The 14133-nt window shown below is 65.8% G+C and carries 16 protein-coding genes; 13 read left to right on the top strand and 3 right to left on the bottom strand.

The features are described from left to right. Window positions 1–35: 35 nt before the first annotated feature. The 10 genes from IMW82_RS03990 to IMW82_RS03945 all read left to right on the top strand — a co-directional run bounded on the left by IMW82_RS03990 (window position 36) and on the right by IMW82_RS03945 (window position 8191). Window positions 36–557 carry a CYTH domain-containing protein gene (locus tag IMW82_RS03990; RefSeq protein WP_211003913.1) on the top strand — a complete coding sequence of 174 codons (522 nt, stop codon included), beginning with the start codon at window positions 36–38 and terminating at the stop codon, window positions 555–557. Next, the gene (gene nagZ, locus IMW82_RS03985; protein ID WP_108472968.1) at window positions 551–1567 is read left to right on the top strand and encodes a beta-N-acetylhexosaminidase; all 1017 of its coding nucleotides are present in this window, start codon (window positions 551–553) and stop codon (window positions 1565–1567) included. Before IMW82_RS03990 ends, nagZ begins: the two co-directional genes overlap by 7 nt. Continuing rightward, window positions 1564–2127, top strand: coding sequence for a hypoxanthine-guanine phosphoribosyltransferase (locus IMW82_RS03980; protein ID WP_211003912.1), 564 nt, complete (start codon window positions 1564–1566; stop codon window positions 2125–2127). The genes nagZ and IMW82_RS03980 overlap by 4 nt, the downstream gene beginning before the upstream one ends. A gap of 158 nt (window positions 2128–2285) precedes the next feature. Then, complete coding sequence (locus IMW82_RS03975; protein WP_211003911.1) at window positions 2286–3047, top strand: S-methyl-5'-thioinosine phosphorylase; 762 nt, start codon at window positions 2286–2288, stop codon at window positions 3045–3047. A gap of 157 nt (window positions 3048–3204) precedes the next feature. Then, the gene (locus IMW82_RS03970) at window positions 3205–3408 is read left to right on the top strand and encodes a cold-shock protein (RefSeq protein WP_108472965.1); all 204 of its coding nucleotides are present in this window, start codon (window positions 3205–3207) and stop codon (window positions 3406–3408) included. 81 nt (window positions 3409–3489) lie between these two features. Next, on the top strand, window positions 3490–4530 hold the full coding sequence (locus IMW82_RS03965) for a N(4)-(beta-N-acetylglucosaminyl)-L-asparaginase (RefSeq protein WP_211003910.1): 1041 nt from the start codon (window positions 3490–3492) through the stop codon (window positions 4528–4530). Beyond that, complete coding sequence (locus IMW82_RS03960) at window positions 4527–5270, top strand: copper homeostasis protein CutC (RefSeq protein WP_211003909.1); 744 nt, start codon at window positions 4527–4529, stop codon at window positions 5268–5270. The genes IMW82_RS03965 and IMW82_RS03960 overlap by 4 nt, the downstream gene beginning before the upstream one ends. A 272-nt stretch (window positions 5271–5542) precedes the next feature. After that, entirely contained in the window at window positions 5543–6745 is a 1203-nt protein-coding gene (gene fabV, locus IMW82_RS03955) for an enoyl-ACP reductase FabV (protein WP_211003908.1), read from the top strand. Window positions 6746–6849: 104 nt separating this feature from the next. After that, window positions 6850–7419, top strand: a complete 570-nt coding sequence (locus IMW82_RS03950; protein ID WP_211003907.1) for a hypothetical protein — start codon at window positions 6850–6852, stop codon at window positions 7417–7419. 463 nt (window positions 7420–7882) lie between these two features. Then, a complete protein-coding gene (locus tag IMW82_RS03945) occupies window positions 7883–8191 on the top strand; it encodes a hypothetical protein (RefSeq protein ID WP_211003906.1) in 309 nt (102 codons plus the stop codon). Window positions 8192–8495: 304 nt separating this feature from the next. Here IMW82_RS03945 and IMW82_RS03940 read toward each other — a convergent pair whose 3' ends face one another. Continuing rightward, a complete protein-coding gene (locus tag IMW82_RS03940; protein WP_211003905.1) occupies window positions 8496–8987 on the bottom strand; it encodes a GNAT family N-acetyltransferase in 492 nt (163 codons plus the stop codon). Between the two features lie 285 nt (window positions 8988–9272). Between IMW82_RS03940 and IMW82_RS03935 the strand changes: the two genes are divergently transcribed. Next, the gene (locus tag IMW82_RS03935) at window positions 9273–9938 is read left to right on the top strand and encodes a dihydrofolate reductase family protein (protein ID WP_108472959.1); all 666 of its coding nucleotides are present in this window, start codon (window positions 9273–9275) and stop codon (window positions 9936–9938) included. Window positions 9939–10020: 82 nt separating this feature from the next. On the opposite strand, the gene IMW82_RS03930 is transcribed toward IMW82_RS03935, so the two are convergent. Continuing rightward, window positions 10021–10524 (bottom strand): PepSY domain-containing protein, encoded by a 504-nt coding sequence (locus IMW82_RS03930; protein WP_108472996.1) that lies wholly within the window; start codon window positions 10522–10524, stop codon window positions 10021–10023. A 245-nt stretch (window positions 10525–10769) separates the two neighbouring features. On the opposite strand from IMW82_RS03930, the gene IMW82_RS03925 reads away from it, so the two are divergent. Both IMW82_RS03925 and IMW82_RS03920 read left to right on the top strand, forming a co-directional pair. Then, on the top strand, window positions 10770–11975 hold the full coding sequence (locus IMW82_RS03925; RefSeq protein ID WP_108472958.1) for a serine hydrolase domain-containing protein: 1206 nt from the start codon (window positions 10770–10772) through the stop codon (window positions 11973–11975). Between the two features lie 144 nt (window positions 11976–12119). Then, on the top strand, window positions 12120–13505 hold the full coding sequence (locus IMW82_RS03920) for an FAD-binding oxidoreductase (protein ID WP_211003904.1): 1386 nt from the start codon (window positions 12120–12122) through the stop codon (window positions 13503–13505). Here the strand turns inward: IMW82_RS03920 and IMW82_RS03915 are convergent. Next, complete coding sequence (locus IMW82_RS03915; protein WP_211003903.1) at window positions 13502–14065, bottom strand: hypothetical protein; 564 nt, start codon at window positions 14063–14065, stop codon at window positions 13502–13504. The two genes, IMW82_RS03920 and IMW82_RS03915, sit on opposite strands and share 4 nt — an antisense overlap. Window positions 14066–14133 lie beyond the last annotated feature (68 nt).

The following is a 14133-nucleotide window of genomic DNA, read 5'->3' as shown; positions in this document are numbered from 1 at the left end:
ATCCGGGTTTTGTCGCAGGCTGAGAGCAGCTACCCGTGCCCATCGAGATCGAACGAAAATTTCTGCTTGCCGACGACGGCTGGCGCGCGAGCGTCGAACGTAGCGAACCGATCGCGCAGGGCTATCTGGTGGGTGCGCAGGCGCTGCGGGCTGGGCAAGCGCGCGCTTCGGTGCGCGCCCGCCTCGCCGGCGACGTGGCGTGGCTCAACATCAAGGCGGCCAGCTCAGCCATCGCCCGTACCGAATTCGACTATCCGATACCGGTGGCCGACGCGCGGATACTGTTGGGCGAGTTGTGCGACGGCGTGCTTGAGAAGACCCGCCATTACGTGCGGGTCGACGGCGTGCTGTTCGAGGTCGACGAATTCGCCGGCGACAATGCGGGGTTGGTCGTGGCCGAAGTCGAGCTGCCGGCGGTCGATGCGCTGTTCCCGCGGCCGTCGTGGCTGGGCCGCGAGGTGAGCGCGCTGACGCGCTACTACAACGTGAACCTGATCGCGCATCCGTACCGGCAATGGTCACCGGCGGAGCGCGCCGCCGAGGATGCCGCATGTTGATGATCGGCGTGGCCACGCTGGAACTGGCCGAGCACGAGAAGCGCTGGCTCACCGCGCCGGGCGTCGCCGGCGTGCTGCTGTTCGCGCGCAATTATCAGTCGCGCGAGCAGCTGATCGCGCTGTGCGAGGCGATCCGCGAGGCCGGTGGCGACGACCTGCTGATCGCGGTCGACCAGGAGGGCGGCCCGGTGCAGCGCTTCCGCGACGGCTTCACCCGCCTGCCGCCGCTGGCCGCGATCGGCGCGGTCTACGACCGCGATCCGGCCGAGGCGGTTCGCCTGGCCGAGGAACATGCTTGGGTGATGGCCAGCGAGCTGCGCGCCAGCGGCGTCGATTTCAGCTTCGCGCCGGTGGTGGATCTGGCCCGTGGCAACGCGGCGATCGGCCTGCGCGCGTTCCACGCCAACCCGGCGGTGACCGCCGAACTGGCCCAGGCCTACGTGCGCGGCATGCACCTGGGCGGCATGGCGGCGGTGCTCAAGCACTTCCCGGGGCATGGCTCGGTCGCCGCCGACACGCACAAGGCGCAGGCGATCGACCCACGCAGCCTGGAGCAGATCCGCCGCGACGACCTTCTGCCGTTCGCCGAGTGCATCGAGGCGCGGGTCGAGGCGGTGATGATGGCGCACGTCACCTATCCGGCGGTGGACAGCCGCCCGGCGGGCTACTCGAAGGTGTGGATCGAGCAGATCCTGCGCGGCGAGCTGGGTTTTGCCGGCGCGGTGATCAGCGACGACATCAGCATGGCCGCCGCCGGTGCGGCTGGCAGCGTGGGCGAGCGGGTGCGCGCGCACCTGGACGCCGGCTGTGACCTGGTGCTGGCCTGCTTCCCCGAGGTGGTGGACGAGGCGATCGCGGCGATGCCTGAAGACGCTTCGCCGATGCCGCCGCAACTGGCCGCCATGCGCGGGTCGCTGGGCTCAAGCTGGGACGGCCTCACCAACAACCCGCAGCGCGAGCGTTTCGTCGCGCGCATCACGGCGCTCAACGCCGACCAAGGAACCGCATGAATACTCCGATCCCGCCCCTGGCCGATGCGCTGGCGCAGGCCGAGCTGCTGCATGACCGCGCCACCCTGGAAAGCGTGATCGCCGACATTGGCCGGCGCATCGACGCCGCGCTGGACGGTGAGCGCGCCGTGTTCCTCACCGTGATGAACGGCGCACTGATCTTCGCCGGGCAGCTCGCGCTGGCGATCCGCACCGACCTGGAATTCGACTACGTGCACGCCACCCGCTACCGCGGCGCCACCTCCGGCAGCGACCTGCACTGGTTGCGCGAGCCGGTGGTGTCGCTGGCCGGCCGCACGGTGCTGCTGGTCGACGACATCCTCGACGAGGGCCACACGCTGAAGGCGGTGCGCGAGGACTGCTACCGGCGCGGCGCCAAACGCGTGTTGATCGCCAGCCTGTGCACCAAGCGGCACGATCGCCTGGTCGAAGGCATCGCCTCCGATTTCAACGGTGTCGAACTGCCGGACCGTTACGTGTTCGGCTACGGCATGGATTATTACGAACAGGGCCGCAACCTGCCGGCGATCTATGCGCTGAAGGACGATAGCGCGGGATAGGGCTTTGCTCCTCCCCCTGCTCGCAGGGGGAGGTTGGAGGGGGTAAAGCTCTTGCCTTTGACTTTGAAGATCAAGAGCGACCCCTCCCCAACCCTCCCCTGCAAGCAGGGGAGGGAGTAAATGTGCCCTTCAACTCCAGACTGCAACGGACCACCACGATGCCTCACCCCAACCACGCCACCATCGACCTCGCCGTCATCGGCGGCAGCGGCCTGTACAACTTTCCGGGCCTCGAAAACGCCACGCGGCAGACGGTGGATACGCCCTACGGTGAGGCTTCGGGCGACGTGGTGCTCGGTGACTTCGCCGGCAAGCGCATCGCCTTCCTGGCCCGCCACGGCGAGGGCCACATGTTACCGCCGCACCGGGTGAACTACCGCGCCAACCTGTGGGCGCTGCACAGCCTGGGCGCGCGCCGGGTGATCGGCGTGAACGCGGTGGGCGGCATCCGTGGCGACATGGGGCCGCGGGTGATCGTGGTGCCCGACCAGCTGATCGACTACACCCACGGCCGCACCACCAGCTACTGCGACGTCGAGGGCGCCGAGGTGAAGCACATCGACTTCAGCGAGCCATACACCGAAGCGCTACGTCTGCAGCTGCTGGCGGCGGCGCGCGCGGTGAACGTGGAGGTGATCGGCGGCGGCTGCTACGGCGCGACGCAGGGGCCGCGGCTGGAAACCCGCGCCGAGATCGCACGGATGAAGCGCGATGGCTGCGACCTGGTCGGCATGACCGGCATGCCCGAAGCGGCGCTGGCACGCGAACTGCAACTGGAATACGCCTGCCTGGCGCTGGTGGCTAACTTCGCCGCCGGCTGCGGCGACGAGGCGGAGATCAGCATCGAGGAAATTTTCGCCCACCTGGCGGCAGCCACCGCCGAGGTGCCGCGCATCCTGGCGGCGATGCTGAAAAGTTGAGCACCGCGGCGAATTCGTGGACCGGCGGAACATATTCGTATTGCGTTCGGCCTTCACATATTGATACTTTCCTCCCGCCGGGGCGGCGAACCTAGGGGGCTAGTGGTTCAGCGCAGTTCCTGGCGCACCCATTCCATGGATCCAGAGGTTCGCTCAGATGAGTTTCGGTACGGTCAAATGGTTCAACGATGCCAAGGGTTTCGGCTTCATCGCACCCGAGGACGGCAGTGCGGACGTATTCGTCCATTTTTCGGCGATCACCAGCAAGGGCTTCCGTAGCCTGCAGGAAGGCCAGCGCGTCAAGTTCGAAGTGACCCAGGGTCCGAAGGGCGCCCAGGCATCGGCGGTCGAAGCCGCCTGATCAGCCAGACAAACGTTGCAAGGCAAAAGCGAAACCCCGCATCCTGTGCGGGGTTTTTTGTTTGCAGACACGGAGAAAGCCATGACTGACCGCAGGCGTTTCCTCAAGGCATCCCTGCTTGGCGCTTCGGCGCCGATGCTGGCGTGGGCAGGCGGGCTAGTCGCCGGGCCGGCGGCGCGCGGGGCGAAGGCGTCGACCGTGCGGGTCGTCTCGACCTGGGATTTCGGCGTTGCCGCGAACCGGGCGGCCTGGGCGATCCTGGGCCAGGGCGGCCACGCGCTGGATGCAGTCGAGACCGGCGTGCAGGTGCCCGAGTCGGACCTGAAGAACCACAGCGTGGGCAAGGGCGGCTATCCGGATCGCGACGGCCACGTCACCCTCGACGCCAGCATCATGGACGCCGACGGCAACTGCGGTGCGGTGGCCGCGCTCGAGCACATCGAGCACCCGATCTCGGTGGCGCGGCGCGTGATGGAGCGCACGCCGCACGTGCTGCTGGTCGGCGAGGGCGCCTTGCAGTTCGCGCTGGAGCAGGGCTTCCGTAAGCAAAACCTGCTTACGCCGGAAGCCGAGAAGGCCTGGCACGAATGGCAGAAGACGGCGCGCTACCAGCCGTCCATCAACAGCGAAGTGCACGACTACGGCCGTACCGGCATGCCCGGCGGCAAGGACAACCACGACACCATCGGCATGCTGGCGATCGACGCTCAGGGCCGCCTGGCCGGCGCCTGCACCACCAGCGGCATGGCATGGAAGATGCGCGGCCGCGTCGGCGACAGCCCGATCATCGGCGCCGGCCTGTACGTGGACGGCGAGGTCGGCGGCGCCACCTCCACCGGCGTCGGCGAAGAAGTGATCCGCAACGCCGGCAGCTTCCTCGTCGTCGAACTGATGCGCCAGGGCCGCTCGCCGCACGAGGCCTGCAAGGAGGCGGTGATGCGCATCGTCAACAAGCGCCGCGAGGCATCGAAGACCCTGCAGGTCGGTTTCCTGGCGATGAACCGCGCGGGCGAGGTCGGCGCCTATGCGATCCAGCACGGCTTCTCCTACGCCGTGTGCGATGCGCAGAAGCAGGACGCCCTGATCCCCTCGCAAAGCGTCTACACCACGAGCTATTCGTGATCCTGGAAATCGCCGCCAACTCGGTCGCCTCCGCGCTGGCCGCCCAGGAAGGCGGCGCGGGGCGGGTCGAACTGTGCACGGCGCTGGAGCTGGGCGGGCTGACGCCGTCGCACGCGCAGATCGCGCTGGCCCGCGAGCGCCTGCGCATTCCGCTGTACGTACTGATCCGCCCGCGCGCCGGCGACTTCCTCTACAGCGAGCTGGAATGTGAGGCGATGCAGCGCGACATCGAGACCTGCGTGGCGCTCGGCTGCGACGGCGTGGTGCTCGGCGTGCTCGATGCCGAGGGCGGCGTGGACATGGCGCGCTGCCGCGCCCTGATCGCTGCGGCGGGGACACTGGGCGTGACCTTCCACCGCGCTTTCGATCTCAGCCGCGACCCGGCGCGCGCGCTGGAAGACATCGTCGCGCTGGGTTGCGAGCGGGTGCTGACCTCGGGCGCGCAGGCCAGCGCGGTGGAGGGCGCCGCGCTGATCCGCGACCTGGTGGCGCAGGCCGCAGGACGTCTGGCGGTGATGCCCGGCGCCGGCGTCACAGCGCAGAACATCATGGCGCTGGCCGCCGCCACCGGCGCGCACGAATTCCATGCTTCCGCCAAGCACCAGCTGCCCTCGGGCATGCACCATCGGCGACCGCTGCTGGGCGACATGCAAGCCGGCGAACTGGGCAGCGATGCCGGGCAGGTGCGTGCGCTGGCCGCCGTGTTGAAGACGCTGGCGCGCCTGCCGACCGGAAGCTGAGCGCGTTTCAGTCGGAGACGGCCTCCACGAAGCATCTCGAAAAACCTCCCCCTCTCGTCATTCCCTCCCTCTATCGTCATTCCAGCGAAGGCTGGAATCGCTCTTCACCGACAGAGCTGGCCATCCCTTTGGCCTTTCGCAACAGCTGCATGCGATCCCGGCCTTCGCCGGGATGACCAGTAAACCGGGTCATTCGAAGTTCCCTACGGCAGCGCATGGCCGCCCGGCTTGGTTAATATGACGAATTGCCGATTACCAGCAGGAGCCATCGAGTGATCATCAAGCCCAAAGTCCGCGGTTTCATCTGTGTCACCGCCCATCCGCTCGGTTGCGAACACAACGTGCTCGACCAGATCGCGATCACCGAAGCCGCCGGCCACGCCCGGGGCAAGGGTCCAAAGCGCGTGCTGGTGATCGGCGCCTCCACCGGCTACGGCCTGGCCTCGCGCATCACCGCCGCCTTCGGCTACGGCGCCGCCACGCTCGGCGTGTTCTTCGAGAAACCCAGCAGCGACGACAAGACCGGCACCGCCGGCTGGTACAACGCCGCCGCGTTCGACAAGGCCGCCAAGCAGGCCGGCCTGTACAGCAAGTCGATCAACGGCGACGCGTTCGCCCACGAAACCCGCGCCAAGGCCATCGAGATCATCAAGAACGACATGGGCGGCCCGATCGACCTGGTGGTCTACTCGCTGGCCTCGCCCGTGCGCAAGCTGCCCGACACCGGCGAAGTGGTGCGCTCGGCGCTCAAGACCATCGGCGAGCCGTTCCACAACACCTCGGTCGACACCAACAAGGACACGGTGATCGAAGCCACCATCGAGCCGGCCACCGAGCAGGAGATCAAGGACACCGTCACCGTGATGGGCGGCGAGGACTGGGCGCTGTGGATCGACGCGCTGAGCAAGGCAGGTGTACTCGCCGAACACGCCAAGACGATTGCCTACAGCTACATCGGCACCGAGATCACCTGGCCGATGTACTGGCACGGCACCCTCGGCCAGGCCAAGCAGCACCTCGACAACACGGCCAAGCAATTGCGCAGCCGCCATCCCGGCCTCGAAGCCTATGTCGGTGTGATGAAGTCCGTGGTCACCCAGGCTAGCGCCGCCATCCCGGTGATCCCGCTGTACGTGTCCATCGCCTTCAAGATCATGAAAGAGCAGGGCATCCACGAAAACCCGATCGAACAAGCCAACCGCCTGTTCCACGATCGCCTCTATCGCGCCGATGGCAAGCCGGCACCGACCGACGACGAAGGCCGCATCCGCCTGGATGACTGGGAACTGCGCGACGTCGTGCAGGACGCTTGTAAGACTGTCTGGCCTACCGTCACCACCGAGAACCTGCGCCAGATCACCGACTACGACGGCTACAAGCACGAGTTCCTGAAGTTGTTCGGGTTTGATCGCGATGACGTGGATTACGACGCCGAGGTGGAGGCGGATCGGCGGTTTGATTGTTTGGAGGGGTGAGGGCGTTTGCAATCGAGCTTGATCGGCTGCAAACCTAACATCTCATTCGAGGCGGGCGGCTGCGCCGCCGCTCAATTCCAACGTTAGGGGGCAACCCAATGACCATGGAAGTGCTGACAGGTCTACTTGTTCTGATTACAGGCTTCTACGCTTGGGTCACTTTCAAGATGCTTCGCGCTAATGAGCGCGTTGTGGCTGCAATGTCTGAGCAAACTGAGGCAGCCTACCGGCCTTACGTCACAGTCACGCCCTTTCTGGAGCCAGACAATCCAATCTTTTATCTGCGTATTGCCAATGTCGGAAAGACTGCTGCGCTTGATCTGCGATTGACTCTTGACAAATCGTTCTTCAAATTCGGACAGCCCGCAAAGGACATTGCGAAGTTCAGCGTCTTTACTAATCAAATAGACGCGTTCCCGGCCGGCTCTGAGATTGTCTTTGCTCTGGCTCAGAGCTTTGTGGTTTTTGTCAACGACGGCAACAACCCTCAATGCCCCACTACCTTTTCTGTGGGTGCGCAGTATCGCCATGGCGCCAAGGCAGTTGATGAGACGCACCTGATAGATCTGCGGCCATATCTCAATGCAGACGTGCCTCAGGATCCTTATGTACGCAAGCTCAAAGACATCAACGAAACGCTTGCTAAAATTGCAGCCGCCCGCAATACCGCCTAACAATTCCTTAGGCGTGAAAAAATGGTGTCAGGAAAAAAAATGGTGTCAGGGATAATTTCCGGAGCGTCGCCCGTGGCATTGAATTGGGCGATCGTGCCGACCGAGCCAGACCAGTACCGATGACCTTCGCGGAAATATTCCTGGTCGGCGTGCTGGTGTCGTTGGTCTCGGCGGGACTGCTGCGCAACGGCCGGTTCCTGCCCGCGCGGTGGGCTTGAAGCGTCTTGTGAACAAGTGGGCGCGCTGGGGCTTCAAACCATGCAGCCTTCAATCTGCGAAAGACCGCTCCCGACTCCGGAATTAAAGGGACGGAGGTAATTAATTACCTCCGTCCCTTTATCCGGTCGTAGCAACCAAGTTGTCCTTGGCATCTTTATGTCATGGGCGTCTACTGTCGCACCCCATGCGACTGTCGTGGCGCACCGTCCGAATGCGCGCATGTGCGCGATAGAGGGGCATACCCATGATAAGCGTGAAGGTTGGTAACGACGAAAAACCTTTGGATGACGCTTCGTCTGACTGGATCGTTCAGCAGATCGAACGGCGCCGTCGTGACGGCATCGCCGTGTGCGTCGTGGTGAGCATCAGAACAGCCGATCTCGACATGCGTATGTCAACGCCTGAGTGTGCTGGCGGCGCTGGTGGTGGGCGCCCGCCCAACGCGAGAGAGCGCGTCGTTTTGGAGTTGTGGCAGAAGCATGGGTTGAACGAAGCAGGATTTGCACCTGGCCATGTCGTCGCATTTCTCGTACAGCTGAAACGCGTGCTGTAGCGTAAGAAAAATGCTGTCAGGGATAATTTCCGGAGCGTCGCCCGTGGCATTGAATTGGGCGATCGTGCCGACCGAGCCAGACCAGTACCGATGACTTTCGCGGAAATATTCCCGGTCGGCGTGCTGGTGTCGCTGGTCTCGGCGGGACTGCTGCGTAACAGCCGGTTCCTGCCCGCGCGGTGGGCTTGAAGCGTCTTGTGAACAAGTGGGCGCGCTGGGGCTTCAAACCATGCAGCCTTCAATCTGCGAAAGACCGCTCCCGACTCCAGGCGGAATGCCCGCCACAGCCGGAAGCCTTGGTGGCTTACCGCAAGACTTCCTCGTGGTAGCGCATGGCCACGTCGCACCTTTGATAGCGCGCACCATACCGGGCCATGATCTCGGCATCGTGTTGGAAGCCAAGCTTCTCGTACAGGTGAATGGCGGCGGCGCATTTGGCGTTGGTGAGCAGGTACAGGGGATCGGCTCCCAGCGATCTTGCCCGGTCGATGATCGCGGCGAGCAGGAACTCCCCGGCCTTCATGCCGCGTGCCGACTCGCGCACCCCCATCTTGGTGAGCTCATAGCTGGTGGCTCCCGTTTTCTGGAGGGCGCATGCACCAACTATCCCCAGTCCGCTTGCCTCGACAAACAGAATGACGCCACCCGCGTCGATGATCTTCGCTCGCGGGTTCTCCAGCACATCCCGATCGGTGGCTTCGAGGCGGAACATGGCGTTGATCCACTCCGCATTGATGTCGTGGAAGTGCACCGCGAGGTCATCGCGGAATTCATGGATGGTAAGGACGTTGCTCATGGCGCACCGGCTTGGCAGGGTTCTTTCGGAAGCGGGAGGTATCCTGACGGTCTGCCAGGGTGAGGTGATCGACGAGGCCGTGCTTCTGTCTCAAGGCGCCGGGGGAGAGCAGAGCATCCTGTTCCGGAAGGCGGTTTACAAGCGTTGCTTCGGGTCAGCTCCCCGGAACCCGTGCCCGGACCCTGTCGAAACGTGCTCCCGCCATTCGTCGTTACCCTGCAAAGAGGCCCGCATCGACAGGGGCGTCCCGGCTCGACAAACCATCGGCAAGACCAAGGAGGAATCATGGCTGGCTCAACGGCTGCAAAGAGAAAGCTGGTGTTGAAGATGTCCGTCTCGCTGGACGGCTTTGTCGCCGGACCAAACGGCGAGGCCGACTGGATCTTCCGCTCCTCTGGCGGGGCCGATTCCACGGCGTGGGTTCTCGATACGCTGCGCGGGGCCGGCGTGCACATCATGGGGAGCCGCAGCTATCACGACATGGCGGCGTTCTGGCCCTATTCGGAGATGCCGATCGCAGCGCCGATGAACGACATTCCCAAGATCATTTTCTCGCGGCAGGGGATCGAGCGCGGCCCGCAGGCGGACCAGACGACGGCCGCGCTCGCCGAAGCGAGGGCGCGCAATGCGGCGCGGCATGGCGCCACGCCGACCGCGGCGGCCCTCAAGTCCTGGGCCGAGCCCGCGGTGGCGCGCGGCGATCTGGTGGAGGAAGTTCTCCGGCTGAAGGAACAGCCGGGCAACTACATCCTGGCGCATGGCGGCGCCCGGTTTGCGCAAAGCCTGGTTGCCTGCGGCCTCATCGACGAATATCGACTGGCCATTCATCCGGTGGTACTGGGCCAGGGCCAGCCGCTGTTCTGCGCACTACGCAGTCCGGTCGATCTGCGCCTGATCAGCGCGATGCCCTTCGACTCGGGTGCCATGGCCGTCGTCTACCGGCCGGCATGAACCGTCGCGTGTGCCCCGGCAAAAAGGAAACCCGGCGCCACCACGGCGCCGGGTTTTCCGTGATCACTGCAAGCGGAGCGTGTCAATCGCGCGACCTGGCCACCACGCTGCCGTCGTCCGGATCGACCAGCAGGTCGACTTTGTTGCCGTGTTCGGTGCTGGCGTCAGCGCTCCACAGGCCGTCCTCGAACTCCACGTCGTGGACGTCCTGGTAGCCGGCCGCCACGAGCTTGGCCTTGACCTCGTCCTGGTTGAGTTTGGATGGTGCATCGGCAACGTACACCTTGCCGTTGACGGGGCCGACCACCAGTTTGACCCATTGCTTGTTGCCACCGCGGGCCTTGCTGCGCCACACGCCGTCCCTGAACCCAAGGCCCTTCACTTCCTTGTAGCCGGCGTTGGCGATCGCGGTCTTGATCGCGTCTTCGCTCAGCGCGCCGCTGGGCGGTTGCGTCGTCCACGTGGACACCGTGGTCGTGGTCTGCGTGGTCTTGGTCGCCGGCTGGCTGGTAGCCGGCATGGTCTGCGCGAGGGCAACACCGCAGACCGACAGTCCGATCAACAGGGGAAGCAGGCGCTTGATCATGGTGAGCTCCTTGGTGCGGTAACGAAGTGGTGTCGCCAGCTTGCGCAGGCGTGGTTCAACGCGTGCGGGTCGGCGGATGGCACGCACGCCGACCCGTACGCACAAGATGGGAGCATCGCGTTGCGGACGATGGCGTGAAAACGCGCGTGACTGTCGGGTGAAGACATGGGTGCGGTTCATGTACTTCGACGCGGCGTCACGGCTCGGTAAGATGGCGGTTCCGCCACTGCCCGACACATAGCGCCATGCGTTCAAACCCGTTTGCCTGCCTGCTTGCTGCCGCACTGTGCCTTGCTGTCCCGTTGCCATCGACAGCCGCCGAACAGGGCACCCCGACCATCGGCCAGCAACGCGAGACGGTGCTGTTCTGGCCGCAGGCGCAGCGCGAGGCGCAGTTCCGGAAGATGTACGAGCTGTTCCCGAGTGACCGCGCCGCGCATGGCACGCACGTCCATGCGTTGCCGCAGGGCAAGCCGCTGGTCGTTCCGGAGCAGAACGCCTCGGCGTGGCTGGCCGGCTACATGGACCAGCACCACCTCGCCGGCGTGATGGTGCTGCAGCATGGCCGCATCCGCCTGCAGCGCTATGCGCCGGGCTTCGGGCCGGAGCAGCGCTGGGAGTCGTTCTCGGTGGCCAAGTCGGTCACCTCCACCTTGCTGGGGATCGCCCTGCAGCAGGGTTATATCCACGGCATGGACGACACGCTGGGCACCTACATCCCGGAACTGCGCGACAGCGCCTACGCCAAGGTCACGGTGCAGCAGTTGCTGACGATGACCTCGGGTGTGCACTGGAACGAGGACTACGCCGACGCGAAATCGGACGTGGCGCAGATGTATCTGCACGCTTGCGTCGATGGCCGCGCGCACATCCTCACCTACCTGGCCAAGCAGCCGCGGCAATGGCCGGCCGGCACGCACTTCAACTACAACACCGCGGAAACCGACCTGCTCGGCATCCTGGTGCAGCGGGCCACGCACCGCTCGCTGGCCACCTACCTGTCGCAGGCGATCTGGAAACCGTATGGCATGGCCGCCGACGCGTACTGGATCAAGGACGAATGCGATGGCAGCGACACCGGCGGCAGCGGCCTGTCGGCCACGCTGGGCGATTACGCGCGGCTGGGGCAGTTCATGCTCGACGGCGGCCGCATCGCGGGCAAGCCGGTGATCGCCAAGGCCTGGCTCGATGGCGCGCTGCGCCGCCAGGAAAGCGTCGATGATCCCGACCGCGGCTACGGCTACCTGTGGTGGACCGATACCGACGGCAGCTACGCCGCGATCGGCATCTTCGGCCAGATGGTCTACGTCGATCCCGCGCGTGACCTGGTGATCGCCCAGGTCGGCGCGTGGCCGCACGCGACGTCCAGCGAACTGGTCGCCGCGCGGCGCGCGTTCGTGGCCGCGGTCAAGCGGGCGGTGGATGCGGAGTCCAGTCAACCGGTTCACTGACCCGCCGGACGTCGAGCGGCTTCTCGCTGAATTCTCACCGTTTCCTCATGACAACACGGTCGCGCCGGGTTCATAGTCAGCCCGGTGCCGCGGACAGCGCTGAATGCTGGCGGCGTGCCTTCCGATGTTGCATGGGGGTGGATGATGAGTGCCGAACCGGGTTGCCTGGACGCGAAGACATGGCAGCGATTGGCCGACGCCATGCGCGGCCCGCTGTTGCTCCCGGGCGAGGCGGACTACGAACAGCGCCGGCGCGTGTGGAACGGTGCCATCGATCGCCGGCCCGTGGCGATAGCGCGTTGCGCCGACGCCGAGGATGTCAGCGTCGCGGTCAAGTTCGCCGCCAGCGAACGCCTGCCGCTCTCGATACGTGGCGGTGGCCACAACGTGGCCGGTCTTGCCGTGCGTGATGGCGCGCTGATGTTGGACCTCGGCGCACTGAATCACGTCGAAGTCGACGTGCCGGCGGGCATCGTGCACGTCGAAGGCGGCGCGCTGTGGCGGGAGGTCGATGCGGCGACGCAAGCGCACGGGCTCGCCACCACCGGTGGTTTCGTATCGAGCACCGGCGTCGGCGGCCTCACGCTGGGTGGCGGCGTGGGGTGGTTGATGCGGCATTGCGGCCTGGCGATCGACAACATGATCTCGGCCGACGTGGTGTTGGCCGATGGCCGCTGTGTCGTCGCCAGCGCCGACCAGCATGCCGATCTGTTCTGGGCATTGCGCGGCGGCGCTGGCGGGCTTGGCGTGGTGACGCGGTTCGCCTTCCGCGTGCATCCGGTCAACGAGGTGCTTGCCGGCGTCGTGTTCCATCCGATCGAAGCCGCGCCTGCGCTGCTGCGTGCGTTCCGCCAGTTCACGCCGCGGGCGCCGGAGCAGGCCACTTTCATGCTGGTGTTCACGACGGCGCCGCCGGCGCCGTTCCTGCCGGCGCCAGTGCACGGTCAACGCGTCGTTGCACTGGCCTACTGCTGGAGTGGCGATCCCGCGCACGGCGAGCAGGCGCTCGCACCGCTCACCAGCTTCGGCGTGCCGCTGGGCAAGATCGGCGGCGTGATGCCCTACGCCGCCTGGCAGCAGTCGTTCGATGCGCAGGCGCCAGCCGGTGATTACTACTACTGGACGACCTCGACCCTCGACGCGCTCGATGACGCGCTGATCGACGTGCTGGTTGGCAGTGCGGCCGCGGTGCCCGATCCCCAGTGCGAAGTGCATGTGCATCACCTTGGCGGCGCGGTAGCCTCCGCGCCGGCTGATGCGGGCGCCTTCGTGCATCGCGATGCACCTTTTTTCATCAACGCGATCGGTCATGCCGGCGCGGCGGAAAAAATCCCGGAGATTCGCGGATGGGCCCGCGGCCTGCGCAGTTCGCTCGTGCTCTGGGCGCGCGCCGCCATGCAGGCGAACTTCGCCGGTGACGCCGGCGACTGGCAAGCGCAGACGCACGATGCCGCCACGCGCGCGCGCCTGCGGGACTTGCGCCGGCGGTACGATCCGGCGGGACTGTTTTTGCCCGTGCGCAACAACTAGGCGCTGAGCTCGGCCAGCCGCGCGCGGGTCAGCTCGACCACCTTTTCGATCCGCGTCGCGGTACCTTGTTGCTGGGCGGCCTTGAATGCCTCTCCGAGCAGGTCGCGTGCGCGGGTTTCGACCTGGGCGTGGGCGGCGTGCCATTGCGGGAACAGTGGCGCACCGGTCAGGTCGCGTGCGCGCGCCGCTGCAGCGAGCAGCCGCGCGGCGAAGTCGGCATCACCTTGCCCGAGCACGAGATACGCCGCACCCTCGATGCAGCCGGCAACGCTGCGCCAGTGCTGCAGACCGACGCTGAGGTCGAGCGTGCGCAGCCAGTCACGGGCCGCCCCGCGCGTATCGCCGAGATGGAACCGCTGCAGCGCCCGATTGATGAGCACGTAACCGTGCTGGAAGACGTCATGGTCGGGTGACGCCGTCAGCTCGGCGGCTTCGCTCATCCATGCCTCGGCTTCGCGATGTTGCCCACGCATCGCACAGGCGATACCGCGGCCCAGCAGCGCGAGCGAGCACAACCAGCCCGAACCCTGCGCTTGCGCGACCGCGAGCGCGGCTTCCACGCAGCGCTCCGAGCCGTCGAAGTCACCGTGGATCGCATGCTCGAATGCGAGCACCCCCTGGCCGGAGG

Source organism: Rhodanobacter sp. B2A1Ga4 (assembly GCF_018101315.1).
GTDB lineage: Bacteria > Pseudomonadota > Gammaproteobacteria > Xanthomonadales > Rhodanobacteraceae > Rhodanobacter > Rhodanobacter thiooxydans_A.
The sequence above is the reverse complement of the archived record's forward strand: the minus strand, read 5'-3'. Positions and strand labels throughout refer to the sequence as shown.

What these genes read in the sequence shown, in the direction of transcription:
- IMW82_RS03965 (WP_211003910.1), top strand. Translation starts at nt 3,490, where the DNA reads ATGACTGACCGCAGGCGTTTCCTCAAGGCATCCCTGCTTGGCGCTTCG.
- IMW82_RS03950 (WP_211003907.1), top strand. Translation starts at nt 6,850, where the DNA reads ATGGAAGTGCTGACAGGTCTACTTGTTCTGATTACAGGCTTCTACGCT.
- IMW82_RS03935 (WP_108472959.1), top strand. Translation starts at nt 9,273, where the DNA reads ATGGCTGGCTCAACGGCTGCAAAGAGAAAGCTGGTGTTGAAGATGTCC.
- IMW82_RS03930 (WP_108472996.1), bottom strand. Translation starts at nt 10,524, where the DNA reads ATGATCAAGCGCCTGCTTCCCCTGTTGATCGGACTGTCGGTCTGCGGT.
- IMW82_RS03940 (WP_211003905.1), bottom strand. Translation starts at nt 8,987, where the DNA reads ATGAGCAACGTCCTTACCATCCATGAATTCCGCGATGACCTCGCGGTG.
- IMW82_RS03920 (WP_211003904.1), top strand. Translation starts at nt 12,120, where the DNA reads ATGAGTGCCGAACCGGGTTGCCTGGACGCGAAGACATGGCAGCGATTG.
- IMW82_RS03945 (WP_211003906.1), top strand. Translation starts at nt 7,883, where the DNA reads ATGATAAGCGTGAAGGTTGGTAACGACGAAAAACCTTTGGATGACGCT.
- IMW82_RS03970 (WP_108472965.1), top strand. Translation starts at nt 3,205, where the DNA reads ATGAGTTTCGGTACGGTCAAATGGTTCAACGATGCCAAGGGTTTCGGC.
- nagZ (WP_108472968.1), top strand. Translation starts at nt 551, where the DNA reads ATGTTGATGATCGGCGTGGCCACGCTGGAACTGGCCGAGCACGAGAAG.
- IMW82_RS03975 (WP_211003911.1), top strand. Translation starts at nt 2,286, where the DNA reads ATGCCTCACCCCAACCACGCCACCATCGACCTCGCCGTCATCGGCGGC.
- IMW82_RS03980 (WP_211003912.1), top strand. Translation starts at nt 1,564, where the DNA reads ATGAATACTCCGATCCCGCCCCTGGCCGATGCGCTGGCGCAGGCCGAG.
- IMW82_RS03925 (WP_108472958.1), top strand. Translation starts at nt 10,770, where the DNA reads ATGCGTTCAAACCCGTTTGCCTGCCTGCTTGCTGCCGCACTGTGCCTT.